This is a genomic window from Amycolatopsis sp. NPDC024027 (assembly GCF_040638975.1).
Taxonomy (GTDB): domain Bacteria; phylum Actinomycetota; class Actinomycetes; order Mycobacteriales; family Pseudonocardiaceae; genus Amycolatopsis.
The window spans coordinates 1-16522 of the sequence record NZ_JBEZYY010000019.1 but is presented as its reverse complement, the minus strand read 5'-3'; the positions used below and the strand labels follow the sequence as shown (position 1 = coordinate 16522).

Here is a 16522-nt window from a genome sequence, read left to right as displayed (position 1 = left end):
TCCGGAATGGGTGCCCGATCAGAGCGGCAGGCCCGCTTCCAGGTGAGCCAGCGCCTTGTCGAGGATCACCAGGGTGTCGGCGCCGGGGTCCGCCGCGGCCCCGGCGAACGCGGCCAAGACCACCCCGACCACCGCCCCCGCCCAGTTGCGGACCTCGAACTCGTCCGCCGACCGGCCGGTGCGGCGCGCGGCCATCCCGGCCAGCAGGTCGATCCCCTCCGCGAACTTGTCCATCACCGCGGTGCGGAGCTCGGGCTCCCGGAACACGAGCACCTGCCGCTGGCGTTCCCGCTCCCACTCCTCGGCGGGGATCTGCGCGCGGATGGTGTCCGCGGTGGCCCGCAGCGCGGCCGCGGGGCTTAGTTCGGGCGGCTGCGCCAGCGCGGCCTCGATGAGCACCGGGTCGAACGGGTCGTAGAGCACCGTCGCCTCCTTCGTCGGGAAGTACCGGAAGAAGGTGCTGGGCGAGATCTCCGCCGCGGCCGCGATCTGGTCGACCGTCGTGGCGCTGTAGCCCTGCTCGTGGAACAGCCGCAACGCGTGCCGCTGGATCGCGGCGCGCGTCTTGGCCTTCTTCCGCTCCCGCAGTCCCGTGGGCTCAGATGGCGACGACGTCATGCTCCGATTCTCGCGGCTGCGCTCCCGCCGCCGCCCGGCCGGGCAGGAACACCAGCGCGAGCAGCGCTCCGGCGACACCGAGGCCGGTGCACACCCACAGCGTCGCGGCCATGCCGCCGGTGAACGCGGCCCGCGCGGACGCGGCGAGCTCGGGCCGGTGGAGCCGCTCCGCGACGGCGACCGCGGCCGAGGCGCTGCCCCGCACCGCGTCGGCGACCGGCGCGGGCAGGCCCCGCACGTCGACGCCGTCGCGGTAGCCGCTGTTGAGCACCGTGCCGAGCACCGCGACGCCGATGGTGCCGCCGACCTGGCGCAGCACCTGGATCAGCGCCGAACCGGCCCCCGAGCGGCCTTCGGTGAGCGCGCCCATGGCCATCGTCATCAGCGGCGGGAGCGTGGCGCCGGTGCCCAGCCCGATCACGAGCTCCCAGCCCACGGTGGCGCCGTAGCCGCCCGACGGCGACGTCGTCGAGCCCCACGCCAGCCCGGCCGCGAGCAGCACGAACCCGCCCGTGACGACCCCGCGCACGCCCAGGGCGGCGACCAGCCGCTCGGCGAGCTTCGCCGACACCAGCATCCCGCCGATCAGCGGCAGCAGCCGCACGCCGGTCTGCAGCGCGTCGGCGCCCTGCACCGCCTGGAACAGCTGCGGCAGCACGAACAACAGGCCCATCAGCGCGAACGACGCCACCGTGGCCAGCACCGCGCCCCAGACGAACCGCGGCTCGCGGAACAGCGCGAGGTCGGTGAGGGGCGCGGCCACCCGCGTCTGCGCCCAGCAGAACACCGCCACCAGTGCGGCACCCAGCCCGATCAGGCCGTACGTCACCGGATCGGCCCAGCCGTGCTCGCCGGCGTGGACGAACCCGTAGGTGAGCGCGAGCAGCCCGGCCGCCGAGAGCGCGATGCCGGTGTAGTCGATCGCGCCGCGTCCGGAACCCGGCGTGCGGGGCAGGAGGAACAGCACCGCGGCGACGCCGATCGCGGTCATCGGGACGTTGATGAGGAACACCGAGCCCCACGCGAAGTGGTCGAGCAGCCAGCCGCCGAGCAGCGGCCCGAGCGGGATGCCGGCGAACATCGCCATCACCCAGGTCGTCAGCGCCTTCGCCCGCTCCTCCGGCGGGAACAGGACGTTCAGCAGCGAGAGCGACAGCGGGATGAGGAACGCGGCCCCGGCGCCGAGTGCGACACGGGCGGCGATCAGCTCGCCCGGCGAACCGGCGTAGGCGCACCACAGCGAGGCCAGCCCGAACACCGCAAGGGCTCCGAGCAGCAGTTTCTTCGGGCCGAACCGGTCGCCGAGCAGGCCCGCGGGCAGCAGCAGCGCGGCCAGCGCCAGCGTGTAGGCGTTGCCGAACCACTGCAGCTGCGTGGTCGTGGCGGCGAGGTCGACGGCCAGCGTCGGCACGGCGACGTTGAGCACCGTGAGGTCGAGGCCGATGGTCAGCAGGCTCACCGCGAGCGCACCGAGCGCCCACCACCTGCGTGGATGTCCTTGAGTCATAGCGACCCCCAATTGATAGTGACTACCAAGTGAGAGTAGCTCTCATAATTTTCCGGCACCAGGGGGAACGGCCGGGAAATATGTTGCACGGACGTACCACCTTGGGTTCTCATCGAGGACGTGCCGCTGCAGCCCTACCGCCGGGTGCTCTCCGTCCCCCGCGTCCCGTCGACGATGGCCCTGATGTTCCTGGCACGCCTTCCGATGACCATGAACGGCGTGCTGATGACGCTGTACATCGTCACCGGGCTCGGCCGCGGCTACGGCGCCGCCGGGCTGGTCGGCGGCGGCGTCACGCTCGGGATGGCGCTCGGCGCGCCGATGCTCGGCCGCTGCTTCGACCGGTACGGGCTGCGCCCGGTCGTCGCGATCTGCGGGTTCGGCACGACCGTGTTCTGGATCGCCGCGCCGCACCTGCCGTTCGAGGCGCTCGCCGTGGTCGCGGTCCCGGCCGGGATGCTTTCGGTGCCGGCGGGCTCGCTGGCCCGGCAGGCCCTGGCCACGCTCGTGCCGCCCGAGCAGCGCCGCGCGGCCTACTCGCTCGACACCATCTCGATCGAAGCGACGTTCATGATCGGCCCCGCGGCCGGCATCGCGGCCATCACGGCGTTCTCCCCGATGTGGACGCTGACCGCGCTCGGCGTGCTGTTCGGCGGCACCGCGTTCCTGATCTGGCTCGTCGACCCGCCGATCCGCGAGGGCGCCGGCAAGGCGGACGAACTCGGCCCGCGGCCGCCGCTGCGGAGCTGGCTCACCGGCCGGCTGGTGGGGACGCTGCTGATCGCGGGCGGCACGTTGTTCGTGCTCGTCGGCACCGAACTGGCGACGCTGGCGGCCCTGCGCGCCAACGGCGAGCTCGGCGTGACCGGCCTGGTCATCGCGGTGATGTGCACGGCATCGATCACCGGCGGCATCGTGCACGGCGTGGTGAAGCGGTCGCTGCCGCAGGGCGTGCTGATGCTGCTGCTCGCGGTGCTGGTGATCCCGGTCGGCCTGGCGGACCACCCGTGGTGGCTGCTGATGCTGGCGCTGATCCCGACCAACCTGATGTGCGCGCCGACGCTGTCGGCCACGACCGAGACGGTCACCCGGATCGCCCCGCCCCAGGTCCGGGGCGAGGCGATGGGCCTGCAGGACGCGTTCACCCGGCTCGGCCTGGCCGTGGGCGGCCCGGTGGTCGGCTTCGCGATCGACCACTCGAGCCCGGAATGGGGTTTCGTGGCGGCCGGGGTCGGCGGCCTGGTGATCGCCTCGGCCGGCCTGCTCCGCCGCCGGGCCCCGGCCACCGCCGCGGAACCAGCGCTGGCGGTCAGTCCCGACTGAGCCGGGTTTCGCTAGCCGCAGGCGGCGCGGAGCGCGTCGAGCTTGACCACGTTGCGCTGCACCCACTGGGCGACGACGCCGGCGTCCTCGATGCGTTCCTTCTGCACCTGGACGTAGGAGTCGGCCATGCCGAGCAGCGCGTTCTTGACGTCCTGGTCCTGGACGTCACCCGCGAGCTCGCGCAGCCGCTTCTCCTTGTCCTCGGCACGTGCCTTCAGCTTGGCCGGGTCGACCAGGGGGTTCAGGTCGGCGAGCCCGAGCGCCTCGGCGCACGCCGCGACCTTGTCCGCCGTCCTGCCCCCCTGGTCGACCGCGTTGCCGACCTCGGTGCACCCGCCCAGCAGCAGTGCGATCCCGGCCAGCAACGCGGCCGTCGTTCCACCCCTCGTCATGGCGCCAAGGTACCCGTCAGCCCTTGACGCAGACCACCTGCTTGAGGTGCGCCACCACTTCGACCAGGTCCGTCTGCGCGCGGATCACCGTTTCGATGTCCTTGTAGGCCGCCGGGATCTCGTCGACCACGCCGGAGTCCTTGCGGCACTCGACGCCGGCCGTCTGCGCCGCGAGGTCGTCGGCGGTGAACAGCTTCTTGGCCTTGGTGCGCGACATCCGCCGCCCGGCGCCGTGCGAAGCCGACTGGAACGAAGAGCTGTTGCCCAGCCCGCGGACGATGTACGAACCGGTCCCCATGCTGCCCGGGATGATCCCGAGATCACCCGATCCGGCGCGGATCGCGCCCTTCCGGGTGACGAGCAGCTCGACGCCGTCGTAGGTCTCTTCGGCGACGTAGTTGTGGTGGCACGAGATCGCGTCGTCGAAGGTCGTGCCCGGCACGACGTCCGCGAGCGCCAGCTTCACCAGCGCGACCATCGTGGCCCGGTTGCGCGCCGCGTAGTCCTGCGCCCAGAACAGGTCGCGCCGGTAGGCGTGCATTTCCGGCGTGCCCGCGACGAACACCGCGAGGTCCCGGTCGGGCAGGTCGGCGTTGTGCGGAAGCTTGCGCGCGACGGCCATGTGCCGCTCGGCCAGCTCCTTGCCGATGTTGCGCGAACCCGAGTGCAGCATCAGCCAGACCCGGCCCTCGTCGGCGCCGCCTTCCTCGAGGCAGACCTCGATGAAGTGGTTCCCGCCGCCGAGGCTCCCGATCTGCCGCGCGGCCCGGTCGTGCAGGTCCTGGACGCCGGCGTGCAGTTCGCCGAACTGCTTCCAGAACGCGTCCCAGCCGCCGACGCCGTGCACCTTCGCCGGGTTCACGGGCGTCTTGTGCAGCCCGAACCCGACGGGCACGGCGCTTTCGATGCGCCGGCGCAGCTTCCCGAGGTCGTCGGGCAGGTCGCTCGCGGTGAGCGACGTCCGGACGGCGCTCATCCCGCACCCGATGTCGACCCCGACCGCGGCGGGCGAGACGGCGTCCCGCATGGCGATGACGCTGCCGACGGTGGCCCCCTTGCCGTAGTGGACGTCGGGCATCACGGCGACGCCGTGCACCCACGGCAGGTTCGCGACGTTGTGCAGCTGCCGCATGGCCTGGTCTTCGACCGACGCGGGATCCGCCCACATCCGGATCGGGACGCGGGCCCCCTCGACAGCGGTGTACATGATTTCCTCCCCTTGAAAAGCGTTTCGCGGTGCCCAGGATCCCCCGGGCACCGCGAACCGGCCAAGCGAGTTTTCAGTTGTCCACTGTGGTCCCTACAGCTGCTGCGCCACCAGCTCCGCGATCTGCACGGCGTTGAGCGCCGCGCCCTTGCGCAGGTTGTCGTTCGAGATGAACAGCGCGAGGCCGCGGCCGCCCTCGATGCCCTGGTCCACCCGGATTCGGCCGACGTAGCTCGGGTCGTTGCCCGCCGCCTGCAGCGGGGTCGGGACCTCCGACAGCTCGACGCCCGGCGCGTGGTTCAGCAGCTCCGTCGCGCGCTCGACCGACAGCGGCCGCTCGAACTCCGCGTTCACCGAGATCGAGTGCCCCGAGAACACCGGCACGCGCACGCAGGTGCACGAGACCCCCAGGCCCGGGATGCTCAGGATCTTGCGGCTCTCGTTGCGGAACTTCTTCTCCTCGTCCGTCTCCAGCTCACCGTCGTCCACAATGGACCCGGCCATCGGCAGGACGTTGAACGCGATCGGCCGGACGTACTTCTCCGGCTTCGGGAATTCGATCGCCGCGCCGTCGTGGGTCAGCAGCGACGCGTGCTCGGCGGCCGCCCGCACCTGGCCGGCGAGTTCGTCGACGCCGGCCAGCCCGCTACCGGACACCGCCTGGTACGTCGACGCGATCAGCCGGACCAGCCCGGCTTCGTCGTGCAGCGGCTTCAGCACCGGCATCGCGGCCATCGTGGTGCAGTTGGGGTTCGCGATGATCCCCCCGCCACTGAGTTTGATTGCCTGCGGGTTGACCTCGCTGACGACCAGCGGCACGTCCGGGTCCATCCGGAACGCCGAGGAGTTGTCGATCACCGTGACCCCGGCCGCGGCGAATCGCGGCGCCTGCGCCTTCGACGTCGAGCCGCCCGCCGAGAACAACGCGATGTCCAAACCGGACGGATCCGCCGTCGAGGCGTCCTCGATCGTGATTTCGGTGTCGCGCCAAGGGAGTTTCGACCCCGCCGAGCGCGCCGAGGCGAAGTAGCGCAGCTCGGCGATCGGGAATTCCCGCTCCGCCAGCAGCTTGCGCATCACCGCACCGACCTGGCCGGTCGCGCCGACCACTCCGACCCGCAGCCCGTCCGCCATCAGCGACCACTCCCCGCGTAGACGACGGCTTCTTCGTCGCCGCCGAGTTCGAACGCCTCGTGGATCGCGCGCACGGCGTCGTCGAGCTGCGCGTCCCGGATCAGCACCGAGATGCGGATCTCCGAGGTGTTGATGATTTCGATGTTGACGCCGGCCTCGGCCAGCGCCTCGCAGAACGTCGCCGTGACACCCGGGTGCGAGCGCATCCCGGCGCCGACCAGCGACACCTTGCCGACGTGGTCGTCGTAGAGGACCGACTCGAAGCCGATCTCCGCCTTGACCTTCTCGAGTTCCTTGACGGCCTTCGCGCCGTTGGCCTTCGACAGTGTGAACGTGATGTCCGTGCGGCCGGAGACGGTGCTGGACACGTTCTGCAGCACCATGTCGATGTCGATCTCGGCGTCGGCGATCACGCGGAAGATCCGGGCCGCGGCACCGGTGTGGTCCGGCACCCCGGTGACCGTGATCTTGGCTTCGGAGCGGTCGTGCGCCACACCGGTGATCAGGGCTTGTTCCACGGGGATCTCCTCGATAGAACCGGTCACCGTCGTGCCCGGCTTGTCACTGTAGGAAGAACGGACTCGGATGGGGACGCCGTAGCGGCGCGCGTACTCGACCGACCGCAGGTGCAGGATCTTCGACCCGCTCGCGGCGAGCTCGAGCATCTCTTCGTACGTGACGGTGTCGAGCTTCTTCGCGTCCGGCACCACCCGCGGGTCGGCCGTGTACACACCGTCCACATCGGAGTAGATCTCGCAGACGTCGGCGTTCAGCGCGGCGGCCAGCGCGACGGCGGTGGTGTCCGAGCCGCCGCGGCCCAGCGTGGTGATGTCCTTGGTGTCCTGCGCAACGCCCTGGAAGCCCGCGACCAGCGCGATGTAGCCCTGCTCGAGCGCCTCGGTGACCCGGCTCGGCGTGACGTCGATGATGCGCGCGTTGCCGTGCACCGACGTCGTCACGACGCCGGCCTGCGAACCGGTGAACGACCACGCCTCGGCGCCCTGGGCCGCGATCGCCATCGCGACCAGCGAGTTCGAGATGCGCTCGCCGGCGGTGAGCAGCATGTCCATTTCCCGCTCCGGAGGCGCCGGGTTGACCTGCTGCGCCAGGTCGAGCAGCTCGTCGGTGGTGTCACCCATCGCCGAGCAGACGACGACGACGTCGTTGCCCGCCTTCTTGGTCGCGACGATCCGCTCCGCCACGCGCTTGATCCGGTCGGCACTTTCCAGCGACGATCCGCCGTACTTCTGGACCACGAGGGCCACGCCCGAACCTCCTCGCGGGCCGGGCGGCTCCCTGGTGGGCACCGGAGAGCCCCCGCGTCCCATGATTTGAACTGGAGCCTACCGGGGCTTCGGCGGCCCGCCACCCTCTTGACGTGGGGCGGACCCCGCCGGTGGGTGTCGGGGAAGTAAATCTTCCGCAACACCAACGAAATGCGCGGAGCCCTTCCTCCCGAGTGATGCAGCGCACGCCTCGGTATGGTCGGGATCGTGCGGAAACCAGCTGTGACGAGCGTCCCGATCGCAACCCTGATGGCGGAACGGTGGAGCCCGCGGGCCTACGACGAGTCGGCCGTGGTCACCCCGGAACAGGTGCGGGCCCTGCTGGAGGCGGCCCGCTGGGCGCCGTCGTTCGGCAACACCCAGCCGGCCCGCTACCTGGTGGGCGTCCGCGGCACCACGGCGTTCGACGACATCCTCGCGACGCTCAATTCGGGCAACCGGGCCTGGGCGCACCGGGCGAGCCTGCTGCTGATCGGCGTGATGATGACGACGAACGAGAAGGGGGAAGTCCCCTACGCCGAGTACGGGCTCGGGCTGGCTTCGGAGAACCTCGTGCTGCAGGCGGTCGAACTGGGGCTGATCGCCCACCAGATGGCGGGCTTCTCGCCGGACGCGGTGCGCGCGGCCTTCGCCCTGCCGGACGACGCCGTCCCGAAGGTCGCGATCGCGGTGGGCTCGCCGGCCGAGCCGGACGTGCTGGAGGAGGAGCGGCGGATCGAGCGGGAAAAGGCCGACCGGGTGCGGCTGCCGCTGGCGGAGTTCGCGTTCACCGACCGGTGGGGCAAACCGGCGCTATGACGCCCCGCCGACGCGGCGGATGACCTTGGCCAGGATTCCGGACACCACGAGCCAGAAGATCGCCGCGATGCCGTAGTTCACCAGGACGCGCAGCTTCTGGTCACTCGGCGTGAACAGGTCGCTGAAGCCGAGCGCGAGGCTTTCGGCCCAGGACTTCACGAACGAGACGATGCCGTTGTCCGGGTTGGCCGAGCCGACCGTGAAGATCACGTGGATCACCAGGATCGCGGCGAAGACCAGGCCCACCCAGCGGACGATCGACGCGATCAGCGAGGCCACCCGGCCCCCGGTCCGGCGCCAGTCGACGGCGGCGCGACGGGAGACACGGGTCTCCTCCGACGACTCTGCGTGCTCACCCATGCCCGCAGTTTGGCACGCCACCTCGCCGATTGCTACCCGCTGGTAACACGTTCGGTCGATCACGAATAACAATTCGGCGGCGCGAAGCGCCTCAGTTGAGGGCCGTGGTGGGGGCGTGGGAGGAACGGTTCCGTCGCGGCCCGGCTTCCCTCAGCCCGCGTTCCCTGGTTATGGTGGGGCCGTGGCGCGTGCTCTCCTGCTTCGATGCCGCGACGGGGCCTGACCGGACCGGCTCCCCGTCGCGGGGCTTCGTGGTGCCGGTCGCACCCGTCGAGCTGGAGACACTCCAAATCCCATGAGCAAGATCCGCAAACCTTCTCGTACCGCGCCCGCCGACCAGCCCGCTTGGAACACCCAGCGCGGCACGTCCATGCCGGTGCACCGCTACCGCCCCTGGTACGACCTGATCGAGAACATCGACCTGCCCGACCGCACCTGGCCCGAGAAGCGCATCGACCGCGCGCCGCTGTGGTGCGCCGTCGACCTGCGTGACGGCAACCAGGCCCTGATCGACCCGATGTCGCCCGCGCGCAAGCGCAAGTTCTTCGACCTGCTGGTCCGCATGGGGTACAAGGAGATCGAGGTCGGCTTCCCGGCCGCGTCGCAGACCGACTTCGACTTCGTCCGCGAGATCATCGAAGAGCACGCCATCCCGGACGACGTCAGCATCCAGGTGCTGACCCAGTGCCGTCCCGAGCTGATCGAGCGCACCTTCAAGTCGCTCGAAGGCGCCCCGCGGGCGATCGTCCACATCTACAACTCGACGTCGATCCTGCAGCGCCGCGTGGTCTTCCGCGAGGAGCGCGAGGGCATCAAGAAGATCGCGACGCAGGCCGCGGAAATGGTCGTCGAGCTGGCCGCGAAGCAGCCGGACACCGACTTCCGGTTCCAGTACTCGCCGGAGTCCTACACCGGCACTGAGCTGTCTTATGCGCTCGAGGTCTGCAACGCCGTCACCGAGATCTGGCAGCCGACGCCGGAGAAGCCGGTGATCCTGAACCTGCCGGCGACCGTCGAGATGGCCACCCCGAACGTCTACGCCGACTCGATCGAGTGGATGTCCCGGAACCTGGAGCGCCGCGACTCGGTGATCCTGTCGCTGCACCCGCACAACGACCGCGGCACCGGCATCGCCGCCGCCGAGCTGGGCTACCAGGCCGGCGCCGACCGGATCGAGGGCTGCCTGTTCGGCAACGGGGAGCGCACCGGGAACGTCGACCTGGTCGCGCTGGGCATGAACCTCTACAGCCAGGGCATCGACCCGCAGATCGACTTCTCCGACATGGACGAGATCAAGCGGACCGTCGAGTACTGCAACCAGCTGCCGGTCGGCGAGCGCTCGCCGTGGGGCGGTGACCTGGTGTTCACCGCGTTCTCGGGCAGCCACCAGGACGCGATCAACAAGGGTCTCGACGCGCTGAAGGACGCCGCCGACAAGCAGGGCGTGCCGATCGACGAGTACCCGTGGGAGGTCCCGTACCTGCCGATCGACCCGAAGGACGTCGGCCGCACGTACGAGGCCGTGATCCGGGTGAACTCGCAGTCCGGCAAGGGCGGCGTCGCCTACATCATGAAGGCCGAGCACCAGCTCGACCTGCCGCGGCGGCTGCAGATCGAGTTCTCGAAGGTCATCCAGCGCTACACCGACACCGAGGGCGGCGAGGTCGACCCGGCCACGATGTACAACGCCTTCTCGGCCGAGTACCTGGAGCTGAAGACGCCGCTGGAGCTGGTCCGCCAGCACGTGCGCGACAACGGCGACGGCGAGTACGACATCACCGCGACCGTGCGCGTGGAGGGTGACGAGCACGAGGTCACCGGCCGCGGCAACGGCCCGATCGCGGCGTTCTTCGACGCGCTGTCGACGGTGGGCTTCGACCTGCGGCTGCTGGACTACAGCGAGCACACGCTCTCGCCGGGCGACGACGCGCGCGCCGCGTCCTACATCGAGTGCGCGATCTCGGACCGGGTGTTCTGGGGCATCGGTATCGACCCGTCGATCGTCACGGCGTCGCTGCGCGCGGTCGTCTCGGCGGTGAACCGCGCCAACCGCTAGCCGGTGAAAGCCGAGCGGCTGGTCGCGCTGCTGTTCACGCTGCAACGGCGGCGCAGCGCGACCGCCGCCGAGCTCGCGGTGGAGCTCGGCGTCTCCGAGCGCACGATGCACCGCGACCTGGCGGCCCTGCGCGAAGCGGGGGTTCCGCTGTGGACGGAGCAAGGGCGGCACGGCGGCTTCCGCCTGGTCGACGGCTGGCGCTCCGGCCTCGACGGCCTCACCGCGCGGGAGGCCGTCGCGCTGTTCGCGCTGGGGGTGCCGGACGCGCTCGCCGGGCTCGGTCTCGACACCGCGGGCAGCGCGGCGCGGGCGAAGGTGTCCGCGGGCATGCCCGCCGAGCTGCGGGAACACGCGGCCTTGGTGGCGGGCCGGTTCCACCTGGACGCGCCGGGCTGGTTCGGCTCGCCGGACGAGCCGCCGGCGCTGGCGGCGGTGGTGCGGGCGGTGTGGTCGCAGCGGCGGGTCGCGGTGGCGTACCGGCGCCGGGACAAGGTGGCGTCGCGGGAGCTGGAGCCGCTGGGGCTCGTGCTGAAGGCAGGGGTCTGGTACCTCGTGGCGCGCGTGGTCCCGGACGACGCCGTGCGGACCTACCGGGTGTCGCGGATCTCGGAGGTTTCCGCGCGGGACGTGCCCTTCGACCGGCCGCCGGAGTTCGACCTGGCCCGCTGGTGGCGTTCGTCGTCGGCGGCCTTCGAGCAGGTGGCGCGGCCGTTGCGGGTGCGCGCCCGGCTCGACCGGACGGCGGTGCGGGAACTGCGTCGCGTGTTCGGGGGCGAGCACCTGGCGGACACGGTGGTTTCGCTCGGGACGCCGGACGCGGACGGCTGGGCCGAGGCCGAGCTCGCCCTGGAAGACGACGAGATCGGCCTCGGCCAGCTGGTGGCGTTGAGCCCCGGCGTGGAGGTGCTGGAGCCGGTGGAGCTGCGGGCGGCGCTGGCCGCGATCGGCGCGGAACTGGCCGCCCGCAACGCTCAGCGGTAGCCGGTGGTGTCGGCGGGCTTTCCCGCGTCGGCCACCTCCGTCATGTACCGCCAGGCGTCCGGCCGGCTGCCGTCGACGTCGTCCACGCCGTACTCCTTCGCCAGCTGCCCGCTGTTCAGCGTCTGCCCGGTCCACCGGTGCCGGTCCGGGTCCGCGGCCAGCGCCGCCACCGTGCGGCCGACGAACGCCGGCGTCTCCGAAATCGCGAAGTGCGGCACGCGCTCGCAAGCGTCGCGCCAGTTCTCCTCCGTCACCCCGTAGTGCTCCAGCATCGCCTCCGACCGCAGGTACCCCGGGGTGAAGGCCACCGCCGTCGCACCGTGGGCGGCCAGCTCGGCCGCCTCGCCGATCGCCAGCAGGTGCGCCGACGCCTTCGCCAAGTAGAACGGCAGCGAAGTGCCTTCGCGGTACTTCGCGTTGTACTCGGCCGTCCCGTCGGTCAGCTCGACGACCAGGCCGCCCGGCCGGCCGATCAGCAGCGGGAGCAGGAAGTGGCTGGTGATCAGGTGCGCGTCGATGCCGAGGCGGACCATCCGCAGGCCCGCGTCGAGGTCGTGCTCCCACACCGGCTTGCCCCAGCCCAGGTGCTGGTCACCGCCCCAGAGGCCGTCGACCAGGATGTCGAGGCGATCGATGCGCTTGGCGAGAGCTTCGACCTCGGCCGGCACCAGGTGGTCGACGCGGATCGCTTCCGCCGCCCCGCCCGCCCGCTCGATCAGCTCGGCCGTCTCCTCGATCGTCTCCGGCCGGTCCACTTCGGACCGTCCGGCGCGCGTCGTCCGGCCGGTCACGTACACAAAGGCGCCCGCACGGCCCAGTTCGACGGCGATCGCCCGGCTCGCGCCACGCGTACCGCCCGCCACCAGGGCGACTTTTCCGGAAAGTGTGTTCATGCGCCCCAGCCTCACGGCGAACCATGACAACTCCTGGCATGGTTTCGGCGAGTCTGTGGACGAGCTGTCGGGTTGCTGTGAGTCCCCGCTGATCGGGAGTGCTTCCCGGCGAGCGGGCGGTTAATGGAGGTGTGGACGGATCGACGGCGGGCCTGCTGGTGCTGTTCGTCGTCTCGCTCGTGCCCCTGCTGCCCACCGAGGTGACCATCCTCGGCATGGGCATCGCGGCGGCACAGGGCGGGACGTCGCTGGCGCCGGTGATCGCCGTGGCGAGTGCCGGGTGCCTGGCGTCCGACCAGGCGCTCTACGCCCTCGGCCGGTTCGGTGGCCGGGCGGCGCTGGACCGGCTGAGCCGGCGGAAGAAGATCGCCGCCGGCCTCGGCTGGCTCGACGGGCGGCTGCAGCGCCATCCCCGGCCGGTGCTGGTGGTCGCCCGCTGGCTGCCGTCGGGCGGGACGATGGGCGCCCTCCTCGCCGGATCACTCCGGTGGCCGATGGCGGAGTTCTTCACCGCTTCGGCCATCGGCGTCACACTCTGGACGTCGTACGTGGCCTTCCTCGGCTACGCGGGCGGCCGGATCGTCACCGAACCCGGGATCAGCCTGCTGCTCTCCCTGGCCGTGGCCCTGGTCCTGGGTTCGGTGATCACCTACCGCGTCCGGCACAGCGTCAAAGCGACTTGACGGCTTCCAGGATGTCCCCCGGTTCGGTGCGCGTGACGAAGTCCGGGTGGACGTCGATGTAGCGGATCACCCGGTCGTGGTCGACCACGACCACCGCCGGGTGGACCAGCTCCCAGGTGCCGTTGACCTTCTCGAGGTCGGTGCCGAGCGACTCCATGGCGTCGCGCACGGGCTCGGACACCGGGTAGCTCAGCCCGAGGCCGCGCGCGACCGTGCTGCCGACGTCCGAAAGCACCGGGAACCCCAGGTCTTCGACCGGCACCGAGCCGTCCGGCCGCTGCGGGCTGATCGCGGCCAGCGTCGCACCGTACTTCCCCAGCTCGGGCAGCACTTCCTGCTGGTAGGTGCGCAAGGTCAGGTTGCAGTACGGGCACCACTATCCGCGGTAGAACACGAGCACCGCCGGCCCCTCCGCGACCAGTTCGCCGAGGCTCGCCGGCACCCCGGCGGCGCCCGGCAGGGTGAAGTCTTCGATCTTGTCGCCCGTTTCGGCGAACTTCGTTCCCGCGGCCCGGCGGCGGTCGGCTTCGAGGACCGCGAAGATCTCCGGCGGCAGCGCGCCGCGGGCGTGGTCGTTGACCCCGGTCAGGGCGTTCTCGAGCGTCATGGATCCCCCTAGCTGTTGTACTGGTTGGTACAGTGAGCCGGACTGTACTATCCGGTACATGGAGACGCAAGCGGCTACGACCCAGCGCGGCAGGCGGAGCCGCGAGGCGATCGTCGACGCGGCGGCCACGCTGATGTACGTCGACGGCGTCGCGGGCACGAGCGTCGACAAGGTGCTCGCCGCGAGCGGGGCCGGGAAATCGCAGATGTACCACTACTTCAAGAACAAGGAACAGCTGGTCGGGGCGGTGATCGAGCGCTACCTCGAGCAGGTCCTCGGCAATCAGCCGGCGATCTTCACCCTGGCTTCCTGGGCCGATCTGGAGACGTGGACCGAGCAGCTGCTGGACGTCCACCGCCGCGCGGGCGCGCCGATCGCCTGCCCGCTGGGCAACCTCGCCGGCGAAGTGGGCGACAACCCGAAGCTCGCGCCGCTGGTCGACCAGGCCTACCGGACGTGGGAGTCCCACCTGGCGCGCGGGCTGAAAACCCTGCAGGACAACGGCGAACTTGCCGCGGACGCCGACCCGGCGCGGCTGGCGCAGGCGGCGATGACGTCCGTCCAAGGTGGACTGCTGCTGGCGCACATACGGCACGACCTCACGGCACTGGAGGACGCACTGGGCATCGCGCTGGCCTACCTGCGCTCCCACGCTCGTGAGTGTTGAGGCGGGTTAGAACCCGCCTCAACACTCACGAGCCGGTGAGCTGAGCGACCTCCGCGCGCAGCTCCGCGATCACCTGGGCCACCGCCGGGCGCTGGCGGGCTCCGGTCCGGCAGACCGCCTCCACCAGGCGGGCCGCGCGGATGCCGGCGAGCGGCCGCCCGACCAGCCCGCTGCCACGGCGAGTGTCCATGGTGTACCGCGGCAGCAACGCAATGCCGTGGCCGGCGGCGACCAGCCGTTCGGTGATCCGGAAGTCGTTGATCCGCTGCACCACGACCGGCCGCACGCCGGTGCGGATGGTCAGCGAGCGCAGCACGTCGTCCACCGGGAAGCCGAAGTCGACGCTGATCCAGCGTTCGTCCGCCAGTTCCGCCAGCTCGACGCGCTGCTGGTCCGCCAGCCGGTGCCCGGCCGGCAGCGCGACGTCGAGCGGTTCGCGCAGCAGCGGCACCACCTCGAGGCGGCTCGAGGCGAACTCCGGCGCGTGCTCGTCGCGGTGCGCCACGACGATGTCGTAGTCCGCGACCAGGCCGGGAACCTCGGGCGGCGTCATGTCGACGTCCCGGACGTCGATCTCCAGGCCGTCGTACCCGGCGACGCGGGACAGCAGCCCCGGCAGCAGCATCAGGCCGGCCGACTGGAAGATCGCGATCCGCACCCGCCCGCGCGGCGCGCTGCGGTAGGTGTCCAATTCGGACTCGGCCCGCTCGAGCGCGGCGAGCACCTCGTCGGCGCGGGCGACCAGCGCGCGGCCCGCGTCGGTCAGCCGCAGGCCGCGGCCCGCCGGCTCGGTGAGCGGCAGGCCGACCTCGCCCTGCAACGCGCGCAGCTGCTGCGAGACCGCCGACGGCGTGCAGTGCAGCGCCCGCGCGGCTGCCGTCACGCTCCCGCGGTCGGCGAACTCCCGCAGCGTGCGCAACCGGCCCAGATCCACGCCGTCACTGTACTTGAAGCACCGCTACAAGGTCCCTGCAGATATTCTCGCTGGTCCTTCACGGTCCTCGTTGTCACAGTGGAGGCATGCCCGCCCGTGATCGCCTGCTCGCCGTGCTCGTCGCCGTCCTCTGGGGCCTCAACTTCCTGGCCATCCACGCCACGCTCGGCCAGTTCCCGCCGGTGTTCGCGGGCGCGCTGCGGTTCGCCGTGATCGCCGTCCCGACGATCCTGTTCGTACCGTGGCCGAAGGTGCCGGTGCGGCACCTGCTCGGGTACGGCCTCGGCTTCGGCACCGGCCAGTTCGCGTTCCTGTTCATCGCGATGGACACCGGCATGCCGACCGGGCTCGCGTCGCTGGTGCTGCAGGCGTCGGCGCCGTTCACGGTGCTCCTCGGCGCTGTCTTCCTGGGCGAACGCGTCACGCCGCAGCAGCTGGCCGGCATCGCGCTGGCGGTGGCCGGGATGGCCGCGATCGCGTGGCAGCGGTCCGGGCACGCCGCGCTGCTGCCGATGGTCCTGACGCTGCTGGCCGCGCTGAGCTGGGCGTTCGGCAACCTGAGCACGCGCCAGGCCAAGCCGGACAACCCGCTGCACTTCACGCTGTGGATGTCGGTGGTGCCGCCGCTGCCGATGTTCGCGCTTTCGCTGGTCATGGAGGGGCCGGCCGCGCAGTGGCGGTCGCTGACGACGCTCGGGACCCCGGCCGGGCTGACCGCGCTGGGCGGGCTGACCTACGTCGTGCTGATCGGCACGGTCGTCGGATCGGGCCTGTGGACGACGTTGATGCGGCGCAACCCGGCCGGCGTGGTGTCGCCGTTCTCGCTGCTGGTGCCGGTGGTCGGGCTGACGGCGTCGTTCCTGCTGCTCGGCGAGCGGCCGACCTGGCTGGAGGTCGGCGCCGCCGTCGTCGTGATCGCGGGCGTGCTGCTCGGGTCCCTGAAACGGCCCGCGCGCAAGCCCGAGCTCGTCGCGGTCTAGGTGTTCTGTCCCGTGAGGTTGAGGACGCGGCTGGCGGGTGGTTTGCCGCCGAGTGCGGTGTGGCCGCGGTGGTGATTGTAGGTGTGCAACCAGCCT

General features: G+C 71.2%; 17 protein-coding genes and 1 pseudogene. 7 read left to right on the top strand and 11 right to left on the bottom strand.

Annotation, left to right across the window (positions count from 1 at the left end; genetic code table 11):
• Positions 1-18 precede the first annotated feature (18 nt).
• On the bottom strand, positions 19-618 hold the full coding sequence (locus AB0F52_RS36265) for a TetR family transcriptional regulator (RefSeq protein ID WP_360180751.1): 600 nt from the start codon (positions 616-618) through the stop codon (positions 19-21).
• Complete coding sequence (locus AB0F52_RS36260) at positions 599-2077, bottom strand: DHA2 family efflux MFS transporter permease subunit (RefSeq protein WP_360180749.1); 1479 nt, start codon at positions 2075-2077, stop codon at positions 599-601. The genes AB0F52_RS36265 and AB0F52_RS36260 overlap by 20 nt, the downstream gene beginning before the upstream one ends.
• 231 nt (positions 2078-2308) lie before the next feature.
• Between AB0F52_RS36260 and AB0F52_RS36255 the strand changes: the two genes are divergently transcribed.
• On the top strand, positions 2309-3448 hold the full coding sequence (locus AB0F52_RS36255; RefSeq protein WP_360181121.1) for an MFS transporter: 1140 nt from the start codon (positions 2309-2311) through the stop codon (positions 3446-3448).
• A gap of 11 nt (positions 3449-3459) precedes the next feature.
• Here the strand turns inward: AB0F52_RS36255 and AB0F52_RS36250 are convergent, their stop codons facing one another.
• The 4 genes from AB0F52_RS36250 to AB0F52_RS36235 form a co-directional block, all read right to left on the bottom strand.
• Positions 3460-3840, bottom strand: a complete 381-nt coding sequence (locus AB0F52_RS36250; RefSeq protein ID WP_360180747.1) for a hypothetical protein — start codon at positions 3838-3840, stop codon at positions 3460-3462.
• Positions 3841-3856: 16 nt separating this feature from the next.
• On the bottom strand, positions 3857-5047 hold the full coding sequence (locus tag AB0F52_RS36245; RefSeq protein WP_360180745.1) for an RtcB family protein: 1191 nt from the start codon (positions 5045-5047) through the stop codon (positions 3857-3859).
• A 93-nt stretch (positions 5048-5140) separates the two neighbouring features.
• Positions 5141-6181: an aspartate-semialdehyde dehydrogenase gene (locus AB0F52_RS36240; RefSeq protein WP_360180743.1), complete on the bottom strand. Its 1041-nt coding sequence runs from the start codon at positions 6179-6181 to the stop codon at positions 5141-5143.
• Entirely contained in the window at positions 6181-7446 is a 1266-nt protein-coding gene (locus AB0F52_RS36235) for an aspartate kinase (RefSeq protein ID WP_093946197.1), read from the bottom strand. Before AB0F52_RS36235 ends, AB0F52_RS36240 begins: the two co-directional genes overlap by 1 nt.
• A gap of 228 nt (positions 7447-7674) precedes the next feature.
• Here AB0F52_RS36235 and AB0F52_RS36230 point away from each other — a divergent pair, with 228 nt between their 5' ends.
• Positions 7675-8265 carry a nitroreductase family protein gene (locus AB0F52_RS36230; protein ID WP_360180741.1) on the top strand — a complete coding sequence of 197 codons (591 nt, stop codon included), beginning with the start codon at positions 7675-7677 and terminating at the stop codon, positions 8263-8265.
• Here AB0F52_RS36230 and AB0F52_RS36225 read toward each other — a convergent pair.
• Positions 8260-8625: a hypothetical protein gene (locus AB0F52_RS36225; RefSeq protein WP_360180739.1), complete on the bottom strand. Its 366-nt coding sequence runs from the start codon at positions 8623-8625 to the stop codon at positions 8260-8262. The two genes, AB0F52_RS36230 and AB0F52_RS36225, sit on opposite strands and share 6 nt — an antisense overlap.
• Before the next feature lie 295 nt (positions 8626-8920).
• Here AB0F52_RS36225 and leuA point away from each other — a divergent pair, with 295 nt between their 5' ends.
• Both leuA and AB0F52_RS36215 read left to right on the top strand, forming a co-directional pair.
• On the top strand, positions 8921-10681 hold the full coding sequence (leuA, locus tag AB0F52_RS36220; RefSeq protein ID WP_360180737.1) for a 2-isopropylmalate synthase: 1761 nt from the start codon (positions 8921-8923) through the stop codon (positions 10679-10681).
• A 3-nt stretch (positions 10682-10684) separates the two neighbouring features.
• Positions 10685-11662, top strand: a complete 978-nt coding sequence (locus AB0F52_RS36215; protein WP_360180735.1) for a WYL domain-containing protein — start codon at positions 10685-10687, stop codon at positions 11660-11662.
• Here AB0F52_RS36215 and AB0F52_RS36210 read toward each other — a convergent pair.
• Entirely contained in the window at positions 11653-12555 is a 903-nt protein-coding gene (locus tag AB0F52_RS36210) for an SDR family oxidoreductase (RefSeq protein ID WP_360180733.1), read from the bottom strand. The genes AB0F52_RS36215 and AB0F52_RS36210 overlap by 10 nt on opposite strands.
• Before the next feature lie 131 nt (positions 12556-12686).
• Between AB0F52_RS36210 and AB0F52_RS36205 the strand changes: the two genes are divergently transcribed.
• Positions 12687-13238 carry a DedA family protein gene (locus AB0F52_RS36205; RefSeq protein WP_360180731.1) on the top strand — a complete coding sequence of 184 codons (552 nt, stop codon included), beginning with the start codon at positions 12687-12689 and terminating at the stop codon, positions 13236-13238.
• Here AB0F52_RS36205 and AB0F52_RS36200 read toward each other — a convergent pair.
• Positions 13225-13602: pseudogene (locus AB0F52_RS36200) on the bottom strand (AhpC/TSA family protein); the annotation flags it as partial. The gene AB0F52_RS36205 and the pseudogene AB0F52_RS36200 overlap by 14 nt on opposite strands.
• Before the next feature lie 12 nt (positions 13603-13614).
• Positions 13615-13845, bottom strand: a complete 231-nt coding sequence (locus AB0F52_RS36195) for a hypothetical protein (RefSeq protein WP_360180729.1) — start codon at positions 13843-13845, stop codon at positions 13615-13617.
• A 58-nt stretch (positions 13846-13903) separates the two neighbouring features.
• Between AB0F52_RS36195 and AB0F52_RS36190 the strand changes: the two genes are divergently transcribed.
• Entirely contained in the window at positions 13904-14512 is a 609-nt protein-coding gene (locus AB0F52_RS36190; protein ID WP_360180727.1) for a TetR/AcrR family transcriptional regulator, read from the top strand.
• A 25-nt stretch (positions 14513-14537) separates the two neighbouring features.
• Here the strand turns inward: AB0F52_RS36190 and AB0F52_RS36185 are convergent, their stop codons facing one another.
• A complete protein-coding gene (locus AB0F52_RS36185) occupies positions 14538-15446 on the bottom strand; it encodes a LysR family transcriptional regulator (protein WP_360180725.1) in 909 nt (302 codons plus the stop codon).
• An 86-nt stretch (positions 15447-15532) separates the two neighbouring features.
• Here AB0F52_RS36185 and AB0F52_RS36180 point away from each other — a divergent pair, with 86 nt between their 5' ends.
• Positions 15533-16426, top strand: a complete 894-nt coding sequence (locus AB0F52_RS36180; RefSeq protein ID WP_360180723.1) for an EamA family transporter — start codon at positions 15533-15535, stop codon at positions 16424-16426.
• Positions 16427-16522 lie beyond the last annotated feature (96 nt).

Excerpts from the sequence above, each read along its gene's own strand:
- AB0F52_RS36190 (WP_360180727.1), top strand. The coding sequence starts at position 13,904 with ATGGAGACGCAAGCGGCTACGACCCAGCGCGGCAGGCGGAGCCGCGAG.
- AB0F52_RS36210 (WP_360180733.1), bottom strand. The coding sequence starts at position 12,555 with ATGAACACACTTTCCGGAAAAGTCGCCCTGGTGGCGGGCGGTACGCGT.
- AB0F52_RS36245 (WP_360180745.1), bottom strand. The coding sequence starts at position 5,047 with ATGTACACCGCTGTCGAGGGGGCCCGCGTCCCGATCCGGATGTGGGCG.
- AB0F52_RS36255 (WP_360181121.1), top strand. The coding sequence starts at position 2,309 with ATGTTCCTGGCACGCCTTCCGATGACCATGAACGGCGTGCTGATGACG.
- leuA (WP_360180737.1), top strand. The coding sequence starts at position 8,921 with ATGAGCAAGATCCGCAAACCTTCTCGTACCGCGCCCGCCGACCAGCCC.
- AB0F52_RS36195 (WP_360180729.1), bottom strand. The coding sequence starts at position 13,845 with ATGACGCTCGAGAACGCCCTGACCGGGGTCAACGACCACGCCCGCGGC.
- AB0F52_RS36180 (WP_360180723.1), top strand. The coding sequence starts at position 15,533 with ATGCCCGCCCGTGATCGCCTGCTCGCCGTGCTCGTCGCCGTCCTCTGG.
- AB0F52_RS36225 (WP_360180739.1), bottom strand. The coding sequence starts at position 8,625 with ATGGGTGAGCACGCAGAGTCGTCGGAGGAGACCCGTGTCTCCCGTCGC.
- AB0F52_RS36265 (WP_360180751.1), bottom strand. The coding sequence starts at position 618 with ATGACGTCGTCGCCATCTGAGCCCACGGGACTGCGGGAGCGGAAGAAG.
- AB0F52_RS36250 (WP_360180747.1), bottom strand. The coding sequence starts at position 3,840 with ATGACGAGGGGTGGAACGACGGCCGCGTTGCTGGCCGGGATCGCACTG.
- AB0F52_RS36240 (WP_360180743.1), bottom strand. The coding sequence starts at position 6,181 with ATGGCGGACGGGCTGCGGGTCGGAGTGGTCGGCGCGACCGGCCAGGTC.